This is a genomic window from Pararhodonellum marinum (assembly GCF_015354735.1).
GTDB lineage: Bacteria > Bacteroidota > Bacteroidia > Cytophagales > Cyclobacteriaceae > Pararhodonellum > Pararhodonellum marinum.
Genome location: NZ_JACEFJ010000008.1, coordinates 223,873 through 244,262, shown reverse-complemented (window position 1 = coordinate 244,262; position 20,390 = coordinate 223,873). Strand labels below are relative to the sequence as shown.

The window sequence follows — 20,390 nt, the reverse complement described above, 5'->3', positions numbered from 1 at the left end:
ATGCCCAAACGCAAGGGCAGAATCCAGCCTGACACCTTATGGGATTTTTTCAACTGCCAAGGTGCAGCAGCAATCATCAATCATCCGCTGGCTTTGCCAACAGCCCAAAGGGATGCACTTACTCCGGAGCATTTTTAATCATGTACGTACGGAATGATGCCAATAAAATGGTAATTCAATGTAATTCTCGCCAGCAAACTGAAATGTCCGGGTGCATCCCTGCCCGACGAAAGGCGGGCCTGCCCGAATAAAGGCGGGCCTGTCCGACAACAGGCGGGTCTGCTCACCAACAGGCGGGTGACTTACGACTTCGGACTCCCAATCCGTTTGAAGAAGCATATTGGGCTAGTGGCAAAGAAGCGGATAACCATATTAAAAATCTTCAATGCTTGTTAATGCCCTTCTTTTTTGCAAAATTATAGGAGAATAGACCAAAAGAATTTCGATGTTTTCAGAAAAGCAGCTTTTAAAAGCCAAAACCCGAAAAGAGCTGGTCGCTTTGGCCAAAGCTTCCGGTATCAAACTTAAGAAACCACTCAAACGGGCCAGGTATGAGGAGGAACTCAAAGACCTCCAAACAGAGCTCACTTACCTCCAACAACACATTCAAGAAAAAAGGCTCCGGGTGGCTGTTATTTTTGAAGGGAGGGATGCCGCTGGAAAAGGGGGAAGTATCAAAAGGTTTGTAGAATACCTGAATCCGCATGCGAGTGGTGTGGTAGCCCTTCAAAAACCGACAGATATAGAAAGGGGACAATGGTATTTTCAAAGATATATTCAGGAACTTCCAAATTCCGGAGAAATCAAATTTTTTGACAGAAGCTGGTACAACAGAGCTGTCGTAGAACCGGTCATGGGATTCTGCAATGATGCACAATACAGGACTTTTATGGCGCAGGTTCCTGATTTCGAGCACATGCTTTATGAGGATGGTATCAAATTAGTAAAATTTTGGTTTGATATCAGTAAAGAAGAGCAACAGAAACGCTTCGATGGCAGGCTTCAAAATCCCTTGAAAGAATGGAAGTTCAGCCCTGTAGATAAAAAGGGCCAGGAATTATGGGATAAATATACCTTATATAAGGAAAAAATGTTTTCCGATACGCACAGTGCCTATTGCCCTTGGACGATCGTGGATACCAATGACAAAAGGGTCGCTCGTCTTGAAAGCCTGAGGTTTGTATTAAGACAATTTGATTATCCGGGTAAGGGCTCCACGAAAGCCAACCTACTGTTAGATCCCAATGTGATTTATAATTTTTACAGAAAAAACAAACCCTTTGAACTCTGAAACATGAATCTGACCAAAGAAGACCTGGAAATTCTGAATTCTAAAGTGGGCATTAAACACCTTTTGGAAAACAAGAAAATTGATCTCGAAAAGGTGATCTTGCAAGCAAAGTATGAAACCAAGTTACGGGAAATCCAAGCTGAATTGGTAAAGCTTCAGACTTGGTTCATTGAAAATAAGCAGAAGATTGTATTGGTCTTCCATGGGGGAGATGCCTCGGAAAAAAGCGGGGTGATCCGTAGGATTTTGTCCCATAACAATCCACGGCATTACAGGATCGAAGTCAATCTTCCGCATCGAACTTTAGGTAATGATGGAGAGTGGTATTTCAAACATTTCATCAACCTGCTACCTCAGCCTAGTGAAATGGTAATCTATGACCGCAGCTGGTACAATCGCGCTTTGATAGAACCGGTGAACGGCCTTTGCACCCAAGAGGAGTACGAGAGGTTTATGGAACAGGTCATTCCTTTTGAGAAAATGTTGGTGGATTCGGGTATTCATTTGGTCAAATTTTATTTTTCAATCACGAAAAAGGAACATGCCAGAAGATTGGCCGAAATGAAGGCTGACCCATTGACCAAATGGAAACTGACTCCATATGATGAAAATGCACAAGAACTCTGGGATGAATACAAAAAGTATAAGGAAAAAATGTTTGCCCAAACTGATACGCCCTATGCGCCATGGGTGGAAATTATAGAGGACCGCAGAGAAGAAGAGTTGATCAGCGCTGCCGAATATATTCTTAAAACCATTCCATACAAAGGCTAGCTTTGGAGTTATGAGATGGACTTTGCAAAATTCATCTGGCTTAATTTTTTGCTTCAGGATCTAACGAACTTACTATTTAAATAGTGTTTGATCTGATATTTCTTAAAAGGTCAATCAGGAACAGTTAGCTTTTTAATAATTTCGCTTTGCTCCGGCCATCTTGCCAAAAGCTCAGCTTCCTTGAGCAATTCGAAATCCTCAAAATCAAATCCCGGAGCCACCACACAAGAAACCAGGCTATAGCTGTCCGCTTCATCGACCGTAGAACCGAAAATAGCATGTGACCTGACCATTTGAAACGGATTTTGACCCTGATTGAGTTGGGTTCCGACCTTGAGGTTGCTGTACCCATTTTCTTCCAATAAATGAATGGTCAAAGGACTCCCTTCATGGTAAAACCACAATTCATCACTTTTGATGCGGTGAAAATGGGAAACCTTGTCAGAGGTCATCAGAAAATAAATACTGGTCATGAGACTTCTATGACCCATAGAAAATTCCTTAGTCTCTAAAGCGCGATACGTTTCAGAATAGTAGCCTCCTTCTGGATGCTCCTTAAGTCCTAGTTTTTGGATAAGAAAGGAAATCCTGTTGGTCATTTCGGTTTTTTTTGAGATGATGGAGAAAATCAAAAACGGGGACACTATCCGAAGCCAGTTTTATAAGTTTTGCCATACCCGTTTCTTTCCCTTAAATTAGGGAAAATTACCTCGCTTTTATGAACTGGTTCGATAAAAGTCGCTTAGCGCATATTGTTTTTGAACATGACGACAAGGCCTCAAAAACATTCGATGTCATTATTCTAATTTTAATTTTAGCTAGTGTCGCAGTTGTAATTTTAGATTCTGTTGTTTCGATTCGGATCGACTATGGGGTTTATTTTTATTTCCTTGAATGGCTATTTACTATTTTATTTACCATAGAGTATGGATTGAGGATTTGGTTAAGTAAAAACAAATCCGGATATATCTTTAGTTTTTATGGTTTAGTCGATTTGTTTGCCATCATTCCCACCTATTTGAGTTTGATTTTAGTGAATACCCAATTTTTGGTGGTGATCCGTTCTTTGAGACTCTTAAGGGTCATCAGAATTTTGAAGTTAGGTAGGTACGTAAAGGATGCTGAATTTCTTTCTGAGGCCTTAAAGGCAAGTAGGGCCAAGATCCAGATTTTTTTGGCCACTATGCTTACCATTGTATTGATTGCTGGAACCGTCATGTATATTGTGGAAGGCCCAGAAAATGGATATACAAGCATTCCCATGTCCATGTATTGGGCTATTGTGACTCTGACTACGGTGGGGTTTGGAGATATTACACCTATCACCCCTTTAGGAAAACTGATGGCATCATTGATCATGCTTGTAGGGTATGGAATCATAGCTGTGCCAACAGGTATAGTCACATCAGAACTTACCTTTGCCAAAACCAAGAAGAAATATGAGGATATGAAAGTATGTTCAGGATGCAAATCCAAATCCCACGACAATGACGCTGTTCATTGTAAATATTGTGGAGAAAAAGTGGTTTCAATTATTGTTTAACATGTATTTACGCAATGATGCCAGTAAAATGGTAATTCAATATAATTCTTGCCGCTAAACTGAAATTTCCGGCACATCCCTGCCCGAAGACAGACGGGCCTGCCCGAAGACAGGCAGCGGACTTCCGAACCTTTTGGAGAAGAATATTGGGTGAGTTGAAAAAGGCGGAAAACCATTTTGTTTTAAAAGAATTTTCATTCTTCATCCAGACTTAAAATGGCTTGGATATCTTTAGTATGGCCAAATAACAGGAAAATATCCCCTTCTTCGATTTTTGTTTCACCGGTAACAACCCCGGAAACTTTCCTCACCTTTGATTTAATGCCAAACATATTTAATTTTTCTTCCATTTTTACCAAAGTCAAAATGTTGATATTGTAATCCTGTCTGATTTTGGTTTCGGCAATGGTAAGGCCTATGTATTTTTCAGGCACCTTTACTTCTATGATGTTGTAATCATCTGATACATTCAAGGAATCCAAAACGCCCTTCATTTGCAAGCGTTTGGCCATTCTTTCAGCAGAATCCTCTTCAGGGTGAATGATTTCATCCACTCCAATAGCCTTGATCACTGTTTCATGGACCTTATTGATAGACCTGCTGATTAGCCTTTTCACATTCAATTGTTTGAAAATAGCTGTCACCATAATGGAGGCCCCAAAATCCTCTCCGATTGCAATAACTACAACGTGGCAGTCTTTAAGCGGAAGGGTTTTTACAGCATGCACATCTGTGGCATCCATGGTAATGGCATGTGTGATTGCGTCTTTTACACTTTCAACCTTTTCTTCATTGGCGTCTACTCCGATGACTTCATGACCTAGATCTGTCAACCGGGCAGCCAGGTAGCCTCCAAAATTCCCTAAACCCACAATGATATATCTCATTTTTATTTTTTTTTAGGTTATAAACACACTTTCTTCCGGAAATCTATACCTCAAATTCCGGGACTTTTGTATAAATGCTACCATCACTGTCAAAGTACCTACCCTTCCCAAAAACATGATGACGGTTACCACTATTTTACTTGAATCAGATAAGTCTCCTGTAATCCCCAAACTTAGGCCCACAGTACTGAAAGCCGAAAAGATCTCAAAGGCGACTTTTATCAAGGGCATCTCAGGATTGAACAAGAGCACCAAAAACACACCAAATCCTATCACTAAAAACGACAACAATATCACTGCAAATGCTTTTCTGATCGTTTCCTGGCTGATTTGCCTATTAAATACTTCCAGTCTATCCTTACCCTTTGCAATGCTGAACGTATTTAAGACCGCCACGGCAAAGGTACTGGTCTTTAATCCCCCACCTGTAGAACCTGGAGAAGCTCCTATCCACATCAAAATCAAGTAAATCAAAACCGTTGGTAATGCCAGATTGCTCATGTCCACGGTATTGAAGCCTGCAGTTCTTGGAGTTACGGCCCCGAAAAAGGCTGTCACGATTTTGCCATACCCACTTAATCCTTTCAGGGTATGTTCCTTTTCAAAAATAAAAAAAGTGACAAAGCCTATAATCAGCAAGCAAGCTGTTGTATAGACTATCAATCTGATGTTGACATTTACGACCCGAGGGGTATGTTTGAAATCCTCTTCTCCTGTGATCAGTTTTTTAGTGCCAACAAAGAGATGGCGCAAGTACCGATAATAGCCCATCACAACTGGAAAACCTATTCCGCCGATGATTATCGTAATTGCAATGACCAACTGTATGTGGTACTGATTTCTGAAACCTTCTTCATATAAACCGTCACTTAAGGTTGAAAACCCCGCATTGCAAAATGCGGAGATGGCGTGAAAAACTGAAAAGAAAATATGGTCACTAGAGCTTTCAAACAAATTGGAATCAATCAATGCATAAATTAAAATAATGGCCAGTCCTTCCACTAGAAGAGTGAAAAAGATGATTTTTACTAAAGTCGAATTGATTGCACTGATGTTGTCTTCATTGATATAATCTTTCAAAAACAGTTGATTCTGTAAAGAATAAGACCCTTTGAAGAAAAAACCAAAAAAGCTGGTAAATGTCATCATGCCTAAACCCCCAACCTGGAAAAGTATAAGGATGATCGTTTGTCCTAAAAATGTAAAATCAGTAGCCGTATCCAATACAATTAAACCCGTCACACATACTGCGGATGTTGACGTGAATAGTGCATCCACAAACGATATCTCATTTACGGTGGCATTTGGAAGCAATAGCAGGGCCATACCAATCAATATGACAACCAAAAAGCTTAAGATAAAAACCAATGCCGGATGTATTTTCAATTGATTGACCGTTAAAGTCAGTTTACTCAATTCGATGAAAAACAGAACCAGGATCAATAGATTGACTAAAAATGCATTCACCGGGACATTGGCAATCCTAAGCCCTGAATACAATTGAAACCAACCTAAATTCACGAAAGTCGCAAAAAGTAAGATGAGGATGATAAGTATTTCGATGGAGTACCTGTAAGAACTATACTTTTCAGCTTTTGAAAATAATTTTATGGTGTTGGATACTGCGAGAGCTGCTAAAATAAAATTGTAAAAATTGGAAAATCCCAAAGTTTGGATTTCATTTTGGAATCCTATATCATAAATCAAAATGCCAAACGCACAAAAACTTAAAATTTGAATGATACGGTTGTTGATCAAGAAAACTTTTCTGACCAACTGTATTCTTTGATCGGGGCTACTGAAATTTAAATTTGGCGCCATTGAAATGGAAAACCCCTAAGGTAATAGATTTCTGGGCCAATTTTATTGACCCTTACGAAAAATTCAAAACAAATTGGTGCATAAATTACGTGAAGACAAGATAAACTTAAAGGTCTGGAGGTTTTAGTAACAAAGGAAGAAATTAATCTAAAAAAACTGGGATAAACTTTTCTTATAAATCAACATGAATATACGCAATGACGCCAGTAAAATGGTAATTCAATATAATTCTCGCCAGCAAACCGAAATGTCCGGATGCATGACTGCCCGACGACAGGCGGGCCTGCCCGAATAAAGGCGGGCCTGCCAAAGACGGGTGACTTCCAACTTCGGACTTCCGACCCTTTAGAAGAAGAATATTGGGGTAGTGGCAATGAAGCGGAAAATCATATAAATCAAACGCTTAGTTATTTTTTGTTGGAGATATATCAATAATTTTTTAGTTTTAGGTGTAGAAAAATCCAACCTATGAAACGAATAGCCTTATTAAGTATCTTACTTGTTTTTGCCTTTAGTGCCCATGCCCAGTTTGAAGAAGAAGAATGGTTCGTAGGTGGAGTTGTCAATGCCAATTCTTTTAGAACCGATAATCATACCAATAACAGATTTAATAGAACGTTCTTTTTGGGATTGAATCCCAGGTTTGGGAAATTTATCAGCCCACGATCAGTTCTTGGATTTGGTCCCGGATACAATTTGATCCATGATAAAACAGGTACAATGGATTCAAGTACGAGTCCTTGGGATTCTTCAAGTAAGCGTGAATTCTTTACAATTGGTGTTTTTTACAGAAGGTATTTTCCCATTTTGAATAATTTTACCGGATTTATAGCACTTGATTTCGATTTTGGAAATGAAATCAGCCGAAGTGGCGAAAATAGGAATCATCAGATCAACACCGGTCTTTCTCCTGGACTGGCGTATCGCATCAATCAAAAGTGGATGATTGAAAGTACTTTTGGGGGACTGTTTTATTCTTGGTCTCAGGAAAAAAGCAACGACAATCTCCTGAGCAGAAACCGAAATGTGGGATTTAACCTCTTTTCAGGAGCAGGTATTGGTGTGGTTTACTTTCTGAACCCAAAAAAAACCACTGATTCTTCTGCAAATTAGCAAGGAATCAGCGGTTGGATTATATGAAAGCTTAAGGTTTAATTGCCAGATGTAAAGGTATAGGCTACCTTGACCTGATCTGATAATTTTTGTTCCTCAGGACTGAAAACAGGTTCTTCTAATAGATCTGCAGACTCCGCCCGCATGGCCATGGTCTTCATCATAGGTCTATACTCTGGAGATTGGGCACCATGATAAACCTTAAAAAGGTTGATTTTGCTTATTTCCATGGTTTCAGCTATCAAATTTGCTTTGGATTGGGCATCCTTTAAAGCCAACTTCAGCAATTCTTCCTGGTATCGTTTTTTCTCAGCATCGGAGATGGTGAATTGAATATTGAAACCCATGTCAGTGGTTTGATGTAAAGTCTCCACCACTTTTACCAGGTCCTTATCAATGCTTTTGACTTTGATGTTGAGGTTTTGACTGGCTACATAGCCGCTATCCTTTGAAGTCCCTTTGGCGTAGACTCGATTGACATTCACGTAGTAATTGTTGATTTGCAAGTCATATTCCTTCACGCCGGATTTTTCTAAGGCATCTTTGACACTTTTGGTTTTTTTGTTGAGTGCCTGTGTTACATCAGCCACCTTCATTGCCTTTTCGGTTAAGGTAACTTGGATGAGGGCTTGGTCTGGCATCACGCTGATTTCGCTTTTGCCTTCTACTTCGATCGTAGCAATTTCCTGAGACATGGCTGTAAGGGAAAGTAGCAAGATAGGAAGAATGAACAAGGTTTTTTTCATGATTTCTTTGTTTTTTTGCCTCAACTCAAAACTCAAGCCAGAAATGCTTAAATAAACTTAATTGTTCTCAAATAGACCCTAATACCAACCCATCAACAGGCTGGATTTATTTTTCCAGATCCAAAATATCCCTGATCCTATTAATCTCCCTCATGTCGCCTTTTATTTCTTTGAATTGGTCAGCCTTGATTTTGTCCCTGAAATTTTGGAGACTCGCAATATATCGGTCCAAAGCTTCCAATACATTGGCTTTGTTTTCCTGAATGATGGGTGCCCACATTTCAGGGGAACTTTTGGCCAGTCGAACCGTAGAAGCAAAACCAGATCCAGCCATGTCAAATATGTTTTTTTCATCCTGCATTTTGTCCAAGACTGTTTTTCCCAGCATAAATGAGGAAATGTGGGAAAGGTGGGAGACAAAAGCCAAATGTCTGTCATGTTCATCAGGGTTCATGAACCGAAGTTTCATATTCAAGGCATCAAAAATAGCATAAGCCATCTCCTTCAGGTGAAGATTGGTCCTGTCCATTTCACAGATGATAAATACTTTTCGGTCCAATAAATCCTCCCTCGCTGCCTTGGGTCCGGAATATTCGGTTCCAGCGATGGGGTGTCCGGCAAGGTAGTTTTCCCTGTTTGGATGTTGAGCGACTTCTTGGCACAGCTTTTCTTTGGTAGAGCCGAAGTCAATGACCAGGGTATGTTTGCCTATTTGATCCAAGGTCTTTTTCAGCAGTTCGGAAATGGTATCAGCAGGAGTAGCCAGAATGATCACGTCAGTATCTTTTTCAGGGATTTCCAATGCCCTGTCAATGATGCCTAAAGTTAGGGCATCTTCCTGGTTTCTGGGATCTATGTCAAATCCTGTGAATTCAATCTCTGGCATTTTCTTTTTCAGGGCCAAAGCAAAAGAGCCTCCGAGTAGCCCCAGTCCGATGATGTGTATCTTTTTCATAGGTAAGTTTGATGTAGTTTATACCCTGATTCAGGGTGATGCTAAATATGTTCTTAAAGACAAGGGAAACTTCGCTAATCTTCATATGCGATCTATGGCCTGTTGAATGGTTTGTTCGGGCAGACAAAGTGAAAACCTCACATACCCTTCTCCTGATGGTCCAAAAACATGGCCGGGAGTTACAAACAGGTCTTTTTTATAGAGTAGTTGATCCACAAATACTTCTGAATTCATTCCTTTTGGGATTTTTGCCCAAACAAACATCCCAGCCCTATCTTTTTCATAGCCTAGTCCTAGCTTTTCAGCCAATTGCCACACCAGATCTCTTCTTTTGGAATACTGTGCATTCAATTGCAGGAACCATTCTGAACCGAGTCCCAGGGCAGCGATGGCACCTTTTTGAATGCCAAGAAACATCCCGGAATCCATGTTGCTTTTGACCTTGGTTATGGCTTGGATCCATTCCGGTTTACCGGAAATCATGCCAACCCGCCAACCCGCCATATTGGCCGTTTTGCTCAGAGAATTAAGTTCCAAAGCCACTTCACTGGCGCCGTGAACCTCAAAGATACTTTTTGGCTTTTCCTCCAGGATAAAGCTATAGGGATTATCATGGGCAATGAGAATGTCATGCTTTTTGCCAAAAGCGACCAATTGCTCATAAAGCGCAAGGTTTGCCCTGGCCCCTGAGGGCATATGGGGATAATTTACCCACATGAGTTTGACTTTGCTGAGGTCACTTTGCTCCAATAAATCCAAGTCAGGATACCAGTTGTTTTCTTGGGTCAAAACATAAGGGACCGCTTCAGCGCCCAACAGCTTCGTCACAGAGGTGTACGTTGGATATCCTGGATCCGGCACCAAAGCTTGGTCTCCTTCATTTAAAAAGGCCATGGAAAGATGCATGATGCCTTCTTTGGAGCCCATAAGTGGTAAGATTTCTTTTTCAGGATCGAGGTCTACCCTGTAGGACCTGAGATAAAATTCCGCCATGGCTTGCCTCAAGGCAGGAATGCCCTGATACCCCTGATAGCCATGGCTGTTTTCCAATTCAGCTGAATGTGCCAAAGCATGGATAACCGAAGGGTGAGGGGGTAAATCCGGGCTTCCAATGCCCATGTTGATGATCGGCCTGCCCTCAGCTATCAAGCGATTGACTTCCCGTAGTTTTGCCGAGAAATAGTACTCTGTGACTTGACTGACCCTATTTGAATATCCTTTCATTATTTTCTGTTGAGGTATTCTCCGAATATTTTCACGGACCCGAAACCCTTATCAATGGCAGCAATGGCTTTTCTATAAGCCGTATAATCTTCAAATTGGGTATCGATAAAAAAGGCATATTCCCAGGGCTTTTCAATCACCGGAATAGACTGTATTTTGCTCAGGTCTAACCCAAAATCACTCATTAAGGTGAGCAACTTGGCCAAAACGCCTTTCTCATTTTTCACTGTAATTTTTAAAGAAGCCTTATTGGGTATAAAATCTGGTTCTGTAGTAAACTTCTGAAGGACTATGAAACGGGTGAAGTTATCTCTGATGGTCTGTATGTCCTCTTTTAGGGTTGTCAATTTATAAATTGAAGCAGCAGTCTTGCTAGCGATGGCCGCAGTACCCAGGAGATTTTCCTCAGAAATCCGTTTGGCCACCGAAGCCGTATCCACATCATCGGTCAATTGGATGCCGGGATATTGTTCAAAAAATCCCTTGCACTGCAATATGGCCATGGGGTGGGATTTTACCTCTTTGATATCCTGAATGGACTGTCCCGGTAAGGCCAGCAAATTATGGGAAATTGGTAAATAATACTCATCCTTGATAGATAAGCCATTCCTGTCGATAAGGTCATAATTAGGCAAAATGGCGCCGGCTATGGAATTTTCAATCGCCATCACGCCATATTGAACCTCCTGATTGGCGACACTTTTGGCCACTTCTTCAAAAATCCTGTATCCAACTATTTCAGCTTCTTGGCCAAAGTAATCCAATGCGACTTGATGGTGGAAAGAACCGGGAATACCTTGGATGGCGATCTTCATGTTATTTTTTGAAAATAAAGTAAACAGCCAAAACCAAAAAACCAAATCCGATCAGGTGATTGAGACGGATACTTTCATTTTTGAAAAAAAGGAAAGTAAATGCCATAAACACCACAAGGGTGATCACCTCTTGAAGGACTTTGAGCTCGACCAAAGTAAATGGGCCTCCATTTTCCTTAAAGCCGATTCTATTGGCTGGAACCTGAAAACAATATTCAAAAAGCGCAATACCCCAGCTTATGAGAATGATGGCGATTAATCCAAGATTTTCAAACCATTTCAGTTCTTTGAATTTCAGGTGACCATACCAGGCGAAGGTCATGAATGTATTGGATAAAATCAACAATATGATCGTTAGGGTTGCTTTCATGTCGGATGCTGAAGGGAAAGAAAGACTTTTATTGAAATATTGAGGTAAATAGTAAACTATCTGCTCATCTTGATGCCTAATCCATCACAATGTTTCCAAAAACTGGGATAAGACTTGTTTACGACGGCTGGATCTTCAATGATCAAGTCAGTTTTGGTCAATAAGGGCATAAAAGCCATGGCCATCCTGTGGTCATCATAGGTATGTATCTGAACTTGGTTCGGGATTTCCACAGAAGGGATCAGGGTGAATACGTTGGTCTCAGTTTCGGTTAGTTGGGCATTGAATTTGGCCAATTCCTGTTGCAAGGCGTGAATTCGATCTGTTTCTTTGATCCTCAGACTCTCCAATCCTGTAAAATCAACTTTTTGGCCAATAATCGCGCAGGTCACGGCCACTGTTTGGGCCAAGTCCGGGCAATGCGTAAAATCCCAGTGATCCAAACCTTTCACTTTTTGCTTGGTCAACCTGACACCGTTCTTTTCAAAGACACTTTGAATACCTAGATTGTCCATGATGTCCACAATTTTGGAATCTCCCTGAAGGCTGTTTTCTTTCAGTCCCTTTAGGAAAAATTCACCCTCCTCGGCACAGGCCAACAAGCTAAACCAATAACTTGCCCCTGACCAATCACTTTCCACCATAAATTCTTGGGCTTGATAGGCTTGATGAGGAACACTGATGATTTCATTTTCCCAGCCATACTTTATGCCAAAATGAGCCATCAAGGCCAGTGTCATTTCGATATACGTTTGGGACCCGATCTTGCCTAACAATTCGATTTCCAATCCCATGGGGAGAATCGGCGCGATCATCAACATGGCTGAAATGTATTGACTGCTGACATCTCCCCTGATGCTTACCTTTTTTGATTTCTGTTCCGCTATCCCATGGATGGCCAAGGGTGGGTAACCATCCTGACCCAGGTAATGGATCTCTGCGCCAACTTCCCGCAAAGCATCCACCAGGATACCAATGGGTCGTTCACACATCCTCGGAGTGCCAGTCATAATTTTGTGCTGATTGGTGACTGCGGCATAGGCAGTTAAAAACCGCATGGTGGTCCCTGCATCCAACACATCGAAAAGTGGCGGATTTTTTCGAAGTAAAGTGATCATGGTCTGCGTATCCCGTGCCTCAGCCAGATTGCTGATGCGATTTTCACCCGAGGTCAAAGCATCGATAATCAATACACGGTTACTTTCACTTTTGGAAGAAGGAAGTGGAATTTCAGAAGTTTTGAAAACGGCTTTTTGGGAAAGAAACAAATTGGACATTGGGGACTTTTATTGAAAATTACACCTTTAAACTATGGTAGAACTGGATGGCTGCGGCAATTTCTTTCTTGGAAACGGCTATGTTGTATTCACACTGCCCGATTTTTTTCAAGAGTGAAAAATTGATGGTTTTACCTTCGTTTTTCTTGTCTTGGCTACAAAGTTCAGTGATGGATAAAACATTGGACTCAGGGAAATTAAATTTCCCAAAAACCCGCAACAAAGCTTCCTTAATCTCTTCGAGTTGATCCTTGGGCATGGCCATGTGGGTATGGGACAAATATGCTTCGGCAATCATTCCCACAGCGATGGCTTCACCATGTAGGAGATGGTGCTTGGTGTTGAGATAAAAAGTTTCAAAGGCATGTCCAAGGGTATGGCCAAAGTTGAGTATTTTTCTCAATCCTGACTCTTTGGGATCTTTTTCTACCACATCCCGCTTGATGGAAACAGATTTTTCTATGATATCACGCCAATTTTGCTTTTGCCATTTGGTGAATTTAAGGCTGTGGAAGTAATCCGCATTTCGAATGAGACCGTGTTTGATGACTTCCGCATACCCTGATTTCAATTCCGCTTCAGGCAGGGTTTTCAAGAACTCTTCAGAAATCAATACGGTTTCAGGTTCGGAAAATACACCGATGTGGTTTTTTAGTCCGTTGAAGTCAACCCCCAATTTACCTCCTACGCTGGCATCCACCTGCGAAAGCAAAGAAGTTGGAATATTGACAAAGCGGACGCCGCGTTTGTAAAGGCTGGCACAAAACCCGCCCATGTCTCCCGTCACGCCACCACCAAGGTTGATGATCATTGCTTTCCGGTCAAAACCTGCCTCTGTCATCCATTCCCATATATGGGAACAGGTATCCAAATTCTTGTTGATCTCTCCTGCAGGAAAAGCATACAAATGGTGGTCCTTGGGTAGCTGCCCTTTGATCAGAGGATAGCAGGCCTCCACGGTATGGGTATCTGTGATGATACCCAATTGGGAATACCGTTGATTGTCAAGATACCTTTTCAGGTCATCGGCAATAGCATGGGAGAAAATAATGGATTCCAAAATAAGTGGGGTTGGTTTGAGGGCTAAAGTTAAAAAGGAAGTTGGGGTATTTTTACATTTCCTCCAACTTCCTTTTAAATTGATCAACTCATTTTTTTGATGGGATCGGCCTCCCGCAATTGTTTTTCCTGTCTCTTGACGGATTCTTCATGGATACAGAACAACAGCTCGCGCATAAACTTTTCACTCAGGTTTTTGCTGATGCCTTTCTGAGTTCTTGATTCCATGACAAATTTCCATCTCTCGGATTGAAACACGGTAAGGTGCTGTTCTCTTTTATAAGCCCCGATTTGGTCTATGATGGCAAAACGTTCCTGAAGCAGGTCCAAGAGTTGGTCATCCAAATGGTCTATGGCGGTCCTGAGGTCATTCAACATCTCACTGGGATTTTCAGATCCCAACGTATCCTTGAAGTCAATTTTAGACAGGATTTCCTTCAATTGTAGAGGGGTCACTTGTTGCTTGGCATCTGACCAGGCATTGTCCGGGTCATGGTGAGTTTCAATCATCAAACCGTCCAATCCAAAATTGATGGCACGCTGGGAGGTCTCAAGGATTCCTTTTCTGTTTCCAACGATATGGCTGGGGTCATTGATGACTTCCATGCCTTTCCATTCCCTTTTTAAGTGGATAGGCATAGACCAATTCGGCTTGTTTCGGAATCTTTTGTCATAGGAGTCCGAAAACCCACGGTGAATGGCGGCCAATTTGTGGATGCCGACCGCATACATTCTTTCTAATGCACCCAGCCATAATTGAAGATCCGGATTCATTGGGTTTTTGACCATCACAGGAATATCTACACCTCTAAGGGCTTCTGCAATTTCCTGGACTGCAAATGGGTTGACCGTAGTACGGGCGCCAATCCATAGAATGTCTACCTTATGTTTGAGGGCCATTTCCACATGGGCAGCATTGCCTACTTCCGTGGTGATGGGGATATTGAGATGGTGCCTGACGATTTCCATCCACTTCAAACCATCCTCACCTATGCCTTCAAAACTACCAGGTCTGGTTCGTGGCTTCCAAATTCCTGCCCTGAATACCTGAGGGATCATGTTTGCCTTTTTCATATCCAAGCATACCTGCTCAATCTGTTCCGGTGTTTCGGCACTGCAGGGGCCGGCAATGATGACATGACCTTTGAGACCTAATCCCCAATCTTTGGTCTGTAAATGATTTTCCATGAGTTGATTGTTTTAAAATAAAAAAGCCCGATTCTGTCGAACCGGGCTCCTTTGCGTTTATGATTTGTTATTTTTTTACAAGACAATAAGCAGCTCCGATTCGACCTTCTGGACGAAAGTAAAAATAAAAGAAGGTAAAATAGATGAGCGTTGTAATTAGCATGTGTCAAAAGTAAAGGCAGTTTTTTAAAAAACAAATAAAAAAAGTAAAAACTTTTTCAATAATTTTTAAAATTTGAGGCCACCGTTAATTTTTTCAGAAATTAAGGGTAGTATTTCAATCAATTACAAAATAAAATTTTGTAGCCAATACGGATAAATTGGTCATGCCACTATTGGAAATCATACAGACCAATTGAAACTGTTGTTATTTCAAAATGGACGATAGTTGCTGATTTGTCGGATAAAATCAACGGCACTTTCAGGAGTCAGGATCAAGATAAAAATTATCCCGAACAAAGCGCCGTAAAGGTGGGCATCATGATTGATGGCATCCATATCTTTTCTTGCCATTACCACGGAATAAATGATAAATAGCACGCCAAGAATAAAGCCTGGGACACAAAACAACCCAAACAGGCAGATGTCTGCCAATGGCACCAACATGATGCTTGCAAAAACAACCGCCGAGGCACCTCCAGAAGCCCCCAAAGCATGGTAGGTTGGATTGTCCTTGTGTTTTCGGAAAGTGGGAATGTCAGATACTACAATAGAACTGAGGTAAAAGAATACATAAATCAAGATTCCCAGCGATAGTCCATAGCGGTAGGTGAGAAACTGTTCTACCAATCTGCCAAAGAAGAAAAAAGTAAACATATTGAAGAAGAGGTGGATCTGATCTTTGTGGATAAAACCGGAAAGAATAAAGCGGTCGTATTCACGGTTTTGCTTGATCTTATAAGGGGTAAACATCCACCTTCGAACAAAGCTGGGATCTTTGAATCCCTTGTAAGAACTCAGCACTGTGAGGCCGATAATAAGGTAGGTAGCGTAAGTTTCCATAAATTGGGCTAAGGGTATTTATTTCTCCCGGTGGATCAATTCCTCTGTCAATGCAATCAGGTCCTCAAGTCCATCCGGATAGGTCACAGCCAAATCCTGAATCTGTTCAAAGCCTTTGTCAAAATAATGTTGCATGGTTTTTTCGGTCAGTTTTTTAATGTCGAGTTCATCATACATGCCACGAATGGCAGCGACTTTTTCCCCATTGTCAAATGCTTCCTGAAACAACCAATCGTCCAGAAATTTTCTTTGCTGGGGGTTGGCCAATTCCATGGCCTTGATCAAGAGAAAAGTCTTTTTGTTGGCAATGATATCACCACCAACCTGCTTTCCGAACTTATTTTGATCGGCATATACATCCAATAAGTCATCCTTAAGTTGAAATCCAATGCCGATATTGACCCCGAAATCATAGAGCTTCTGTGCATCTTCCTTACGAGCCTCTCCTAAGATCGCCCCAAACTGTAAGGCAAAACCCAACAAGACAGCTGTTTTCTGACGGATCATGTCAATGTAAACAGCTTCCGAAATCCAGATTTCTTTTTCGAAATTCATGTCATGCTGTTGGCCTTCACAGACTTCCGCGGCTGTTTTGTTGAAAAGAGAAAGGCACAAAGGCAATTTCTCAGCGGGTACTTCCAATAGCATGTCATAGGCTTTGACCAACATCACATCACCGGAAAGTATGGCGGTATTGGCATTCCATTTTTCATGGACGGTTTTCTTCCCCCGCCTTAAGGGGGCATTGTCCATGATGTCATCATGCATCAGTGTAAAATTATGGAACACCTCAATGGCGGCAGCAGGTGTCAAGATACGCTCAAAGTCGCGATGGTATAAACCATAAGCCAACAAGGCTAGCAATGGTCGGATCCTTTTGCCACCCAGATCCATGATGTATGCTATGGGATCATACAATTCCTTTGGGGAAGTTCCGTATTGAAGTAGTCTGATGTGTTGCTCCAAGGCGTGGAGCTGAGGTGAAATGCGGTTTTTAACGGTCATTTTTTGCAAATTCCAAATCGATGGTTCTTCGGTCTATGTCAGTCTTAACTACTCTGACCATAACTTTGTCTCCTAAAGTGATGATTTTTTTATTTCTGGAACCTATCAATCTCATGTTTTTTGGATCAAACTCATAATAATCATCTTTGAGTTCTTGGAGTCGGATCATTCCTTCACATTTGGTTTCGGTGATTTCCACAAAAATTCCCCACTCAGTGATTCCGGAGATAATGCCATCATAATCTTTGTCTTCAGCCAGAGACATGTATTCGACCTGCTTGTATTTGATAGAGGCTCTTTCTGCATCTGCAGCCCGCTTTTCCCTCTCTGAAGAGTGAAGGCATTTTTCATCCCAATCCTCTTTGCCCGGTGATTTTGCTCCATCCAAGTAAAGCGTCAATAAACGGTGCACCATCATATCAGGGTAACGCCGAATAGGGGAGGTAAAGTGTGTGTAATGCTTAAATGCCAAGCCAAAGTGTCCTTTTGGTGAAGTGGTATAGATCGCTTTCGCCATGCTTCGTATAGCCAACTGTTCCAACACATTTTGTTCAGGCTTTCCTTCGATGTCTTCCATCAGTTTATTGAGGGATTTGGATATCCTGGTTTCTTCACTGAGGTTGATTTCATGGCCAAATTTGGTGGCAAAGCTAGCAAAGGTGCTCAATCGTTCCAAATCAGGATAATCGTGTGTCCTGTAGACAAAAGTATCTTTGCCCTTGTTCTTGTTATACACAAATTCAGCTACTGTGCGGTTGGCCAGCAACATAAATTCCTCGATAAGTTTGTGAATGTCTTTTCGTTCCTTGATCACCAAGCCCAGCGGGGTGCCTTTTTCATCCAGTTTGAATTTGACTTCCACCGTCTCAAAATTGACAGCCCCCTTTTCAAACCTTCTTTTTCGGATTTTTTTGGCCAGACTGTTGAGCAAAGTGAGCTCACTGTAAAAATCTCCTTCCTGCTTGTCAATGTTTTCCTGAGCCTCTTCATAAGTGAAACGCCTATCAGAATGGATGACGGTTTTACCGATCCAAAATTTGAGGACATCGGCATTTTCATCCATTTCAAATACACAGGAATAGGTCAACTTATCTTCATTTGGCCTAAGCGAACAAAGGCCATTGCTGAGTCGTTCGGGAAGCATGGGGATGGTCCTGTCCACCAGGTAGACAGAGGTGGCCCGGTCATAAGCTTCCTTTTCCAGCGCGGAGTTGGGCTGTACATAGTGGGTCACGTCCGCGATATGTACGCCTATTTCCAGGTTACCATTCTTCAATCTCTGGTAGGAAATGGCATCATCAAAATCTTTGGCATCAAAGGGGTCTATGGTGAAAGTAGGTATATTTCGAAAATCCTTTCTTTTTTTGATTTCAGCCTGCGAGATCTCTTCTGATATGTTCTCGGCTTCTTTTTCCAATTCCTTGGGGTATTCAAAGGGAAGTCCAAATTCTGCCATGATGGAGTGAATTTCCACCTCATGATTTCCGGCGGTACCCAGTACCCGAATGATTTTTCCGGTTGGATTTTTATCGTCCTCTTTCCACTCTGTCAGCTTCACGACCACTTTTTGGTTGTGTTCGGCGCCTATTAGGTCTCCTTTGTGAATAAAAATGTCCTTGTGCATTTTTTTGAAATCCGGCACCACAAAGGCAAATCGAGGGGAGATTTCTACCCTGCCTACAAATTCATCCCGGTTTCGTTTGACTACCTCAAGAACCCGGCCTTCCAATCTTCCTGTTTTGCCTTTTTTGGGATAGACCATGACACGGACGATGTCTCCGTCCAGGGCATTTTTCATGTCATTTTCCTTGACCATGATGTCTTCTTTGTATTCATCTTTGTCGCTTGGCACCACAAAGGCAAAGCGGGCATTGACATAATCCACCTCTCCTTCCAGGAATTGGGGATCATTGGCTGATGAGAAGTAATTGCGGGGGTTTTTGGATATTGAACCGGATTCCACCAAATCCTGAAGCACATCATCCACTGCGCTTTTGGAAGCTGCATCCCTGATGTCAAGTTTTTTGATGATTTGCTTCGAAGAAAAATCTTCTCCAAAGTGGTTGTCCAAAAAGTTGAGGACTTTATTGGACAGTGATGAAGTATCTGTACCTTTTCCTCTTGATTTGCCTTTTTGGTGTTGTTTGTTTGATTTTCTTCCCATAAAAATTTATGTCGAATTTATAAATACCGGCCAGAATGTTTGAGAAAATTGGCCCGATTGATAATTAATTTAATTTGTTTTTTGAGCTACGATAAGTTCAGGAGTCATAAATTGGCACAAAAGAATCTGTGACAATTTGTTGGAAGTAGAAACATTGATAACTGGTATGAATTGGAAAAAATGGATCAATTGTTTTGTGTCTATCACTAAATTTTTGAATTAATTATTACTTGGTTTTATCGGTCATTTAGAGCAATGAATGATGGTGACTTTTTCAAATCTCAACAACCAGTTTTAACCTACAAACACCCGACTTGCTTTCCGCACTATAAAGTTAACAAAAAACCTTGAGTGAAATGGGATTCTCTACACTTATATGAGTTGGATTCTCCAGCAATGACTATTTAGAACCCTCTATATCACCCCCTTCTTCATCTCTGTTAAAAACTGGATTTCAAGGTCAGCCGGAAGCCCCTGAAAAGCGAGATAAATCTGTGCGGTGACCCAGACATCCCTTTGACAATAATGTCGGATACTGGCCAAGTCATTTTTGCTATAATAGGCATCATTGACTTGAGAGCCATCAATGTCACCTTTAGAGCTTGGGATATCAAACAAAGCCGCCAACAGCTCCAGCCGGGTGTAATGTTTGTAGTCTCCAAATTTCCACAGCTCCATCGTGTCCAGGTGCCGGATCTCCCAGGGTTTTTTGCCAGCCAGCTTCAACACCTCCGGCAGTGGAATCCGGTTGGCCAATATCCTGCGGCAGAGGTAGGGGAAGTCAAACTCCTTACCGTTGTGCGCGCAGAGGGTCCAGTCTTTTTTTTCCAGCAGTTCTATAAATCCCAGTAGGGTATCCCGTTCAGAGGGTTCTCCGAATGTTTTTGCCCGGAATTGAAGGGTTTGTTCCTCAGGATTGTAAGCAAAGAATCCTACCCCAATACAGACCACCTTTCCAAACTCGGCATATATCCCGGCTTTTTCAAAATAATGGTGGTCGGGACTTTCAGTATTTTCTTTTTGAAAATAGCTGATTTTTCGGATCCACTCTTCCTGAAGGCGTGGCGGAAGTTCACCAAATTCCGCCGTGGATGAAGCGGTTTCTATATCCAAAAATAGGATATCTTTCAAATCACTAAAAAAATCTGCCATATCG

The 20,390-nt window shown here is 41.6% G+C and carries 19 protein-coding genes; 4 read left to right on the top strand and 15 right to left on the bottom strand.

Annotated elements, in window-relative coordinates:
- Nucleotides 1–445 precede the first annotated feature (445 nt).
- Both ppk2 and H1A14_RS15650 read left to right on the top strand, forming a co-directional pair.
- A complete protein-coding gene (ppk2, locus tag H1A14_RS15655; RefSeq protein WP_194777213.1) occupies nucleotides 446–1,291 on the top strand; it encodes a polyphosphate kinase 2 in 846 nt (281 codons plus the stop codon).
- Nucleotides 1,292–1,294: 3 nt separating this feature from the next.
- On the top strand, nucleotides 1,295–2,065 hold the full coding sequence (locus tag H1A14_RS15650; RefSeq protein ID WP_194777212.1) for a polyphosphate kinase 2 family protein: 771 nt from the start codon (nucleotides 1,295–1,297) through the stop codon (nucleotides 2,063–2,065).
- Between the two features lie 110 nt (nucleotides 2,066–2,175).
- On the opposite strand, the gene H1A14_RS15645 is transcribed toward H1A14_RS15650, so the two are convergent.
- Nucleotides 2,176–2,664, bottom strand: coding sequence for a cupin domain-containing protein (locus H1A14_RS15645; RefSeq protein ID WP_194777211.1), 489 nt, complete (start codon nucleotides 2,662–2,664; stop codon nucleotides 2,176–2,178).
- Between the two features lie 119 nt (nucleotides 2,665–2,783).
- On the opposite strand from H1A14_RS15645, the gene H1A14_RS15640 reads away from it, so the two are divergent.
- Nucleotides 2,784–3,608 carry an ion transporter gene (locus H1A14_RS15640; RefSeq protein WP_194777210.1) on the top strand — a complete coding sequence of 275 codons (825 nt, stop codon included), beginning with the start codon at nucleotides 2,784–2,786 and terminating at the stop codon, nucleotides 3,606–3,608.
- A 194-nt stretch (nucleotides 3,609–3,802) separates the two neighbouring features.
- On the opposite strand, the gene H1A14_RS15635 is transcribed toward H1A14_RS15640, so the two are convergent.
- Nucleotides 3,803–4,495 (bottom strand): potassium channel family protein, encoded by a 693-nt coding sequence (locus H1A14_RS15635; protein WP_194777209.1) that lies wholly within the window; start codon nucleotides 4,493–4,495, stop codon nucleotides 3,803–3,805.
- A 12-nt stretch (nucleotides 4,496–4,507) separates the two neighbouring features.
- Complete coding sequence (locus tag H1A14_RS15630) at nucleotides 4,508–6,316, bottom strand: TrkH family potassium uptake protein (RefSeq protein ID WP_194777208.1); 1,809 nt, start codon at nucleotides 6,314–6,316, stop codon at nucleotides 4,508–4,510.
- A 468-nt stretch (nucleotides 6,317–6,784) separates the two neighbouring features.
- Between H1A14_RS15630 and H1A14_RS15625 the strand changes: the two genes are divergently transcribed.
- A complete protein-coding gene (locus H1A14_RS15625; protein ID WP_194777207.1) occupies nucleotides 6,785–7,429 on the top strand; it encodes an outer membrane beta-barrel protein in 645 nt (214 codons plus the stop codon).
- Nucleotides 7,430–7,467: 38 nt separating this feature from the next.
- Here the strand turns inward: H1A14_RS15625 and H1A14_RS15620 are convergent, their stop codons facing one another.
- The 12 genes from H1A14_RS15620 to H1A14_RS15565 all read right to left on the bottom strand — a co-directional run bounded on the left by H1A14_RS15620 (nucleotide 7,468) and on the right by H1A14_RS15565 (nucleotide 20,386).
- Entirely contained in the window at nucleotides 7,468–8,175 is a 708-nt protein-coding gene (locus tag H1A14_RS15620) for an SIMPL domain-containing protein (protein WP_194777206.1), read from the bottom strand.
- Nucleotides 8,176–8,281: 106 nt separating this feature from the next.
- Nucleotides 8,282–9,130 carry a prephenate dehydrogenase gene (locus H1A14_RS15615; protein WP_194777205.1) on the bottom strand — a complete coding sequence of 283 codons (849 nt, stop codon included), beginning with the start codon at nucleotides 9,128–9,130 and terminating at the stop codon, nucleotides 8,282–8,284.
- An 81-nt stretch (nucleotides 9,131–9,211) separates the two neighbouring features.
- Complete coding sequence (locus H1A14_RS15610) at nucleotides 9,212–10,354, bottom strand: pyridoxal phosphate-dependent aminotransferase (protein WP_194777204.1); 1,143 nt, start codon at nucleotides 10,352–10,354, stop codon at nucleotides 9,212–9,214.
- Nucleotides 10,354–11,169 (bottom strand): prephenate dehydratase, encoded by an 816-nt coding sequence (locus H1A14_RS15605; protein ID WP_194777203.1) that lies wholly within the window; start codon nucleotides 11,167–11,169, stop codon nucleotides 10,354–10,356. The genes H1A14_RS15610 and H1A14_RS15605 overlap by 1 nt, the downstream gene beginning before the upstream one ends.
- Before the next feature lies 1 nt (nucleotide 11,170).
- The gene (locus tag H1A14_RS15600) at nucleotides 11,171–11,539 is read right to left on the bottom strand and encodes a DMT family protein (protein ID WP_194777202.1); all 369 of its coding nucleotides are present in this window, start codon (nucleotides 11,537–11,539) and stop codon (nucleotides 11,171–11,173) included.
- Nucleotides 11,540–11,595: 56 nt separating this feature from the next.
- The gene (locus tag H1A14_RS15595; protein WP_194777201.1) at nucleotides 11,596–12,816 is read right to left on the bottom strand and encodes a 3-phosphoshikimate 1-carboxyvinyltransferase; all 1,221 of its coding nucleotides are present in this window, start codon (nucleotides 12,814–12,816) and stop codon (nucleotides 11,596–11,598) included.
- Between the two features lie 19 nt (nucleotides 12,817–12,835).
- Complete coding sequence (gene aroB, locus H1A14_RS15590) at nucleotides 12,836–13,876, bottom strand: 3-dehydroquinate synthase (protein WP_194777200.1); 1,041 nt, start codon at nucleotides 13,874–13,876, stop codon at nucleotides 12,836–12,838.
- An 83-nt stretch (nucleotides 13,877–13,959) separates the two neighbouring features.
- Nucleotides 13,960–15,063, bottom strand: coding sequence for a chorismate mutase (locus tag H1A14_RS15585; protein ID WP_194777199.1), 1,104 nt, complete (start codon nucleotides 15,061–15,063; stop codon nucleotides 13,960–13,962).
- Between the two features lie 372 nt (nucleotides 15,064–15,435).
- The gene (locus H1A14_RS15580; protein ID WP_194777198.1) at nucleotides 15,436–16,065 is read right to left on the bottom strand and encodes a rhomboid family intramembrane serine protease; all 630 of its coding nucleotides are present in this window, start codon (nucleotides 16,063–16,065) and stop codon (nucleotides 15,436–15,438) included.
- A gap of 18 nt (nucleotides 16,066–16,083) precedes the next feature.
- The gene (locus H1A14_RS15575) at nucleotides 16,084–17,070 is read right to left on the bottom strand and encodes a polyprenyl synthetase family protein (RefSeq protein WP_194777197.1); all 987 of its coding nucleotides are present in this window, start codon (nucleotides 17,068–17,070) and stop codon (nucleotides 16,084–16,086) included.
- Complete coding sequence (gene rnr / locus H1A14_RS15570; RefSeq protein WP_194777196.1) at nucleotides 17,060–19,234, bottom strand: ribonuclease R; 2,175 nt, start codon at nucleotides 19,232–19,234, stop codon at nucleotides 17,060–17,062. Before rnr ends, H1A14_RS15575 begins: the two co-directional genes overlap by 11 nt.
- 414 nt (nucleotides 19,235–19,648) lie before the next feature.
- On the bottom strand, nucleotides 19,649–20,386 hold the full coding sequence (locus H1A14_RS15565; protein WP_194777195.1) for a 3'-5' exonuclease: 738 nt from the start codon (nucleotides 20,384–20,386) through the stop codon (nucleotides 19,649–19,651).
- Between the last annotated feature and the right edge of the window lie 4 nt (nucleotides 20,387–20,390).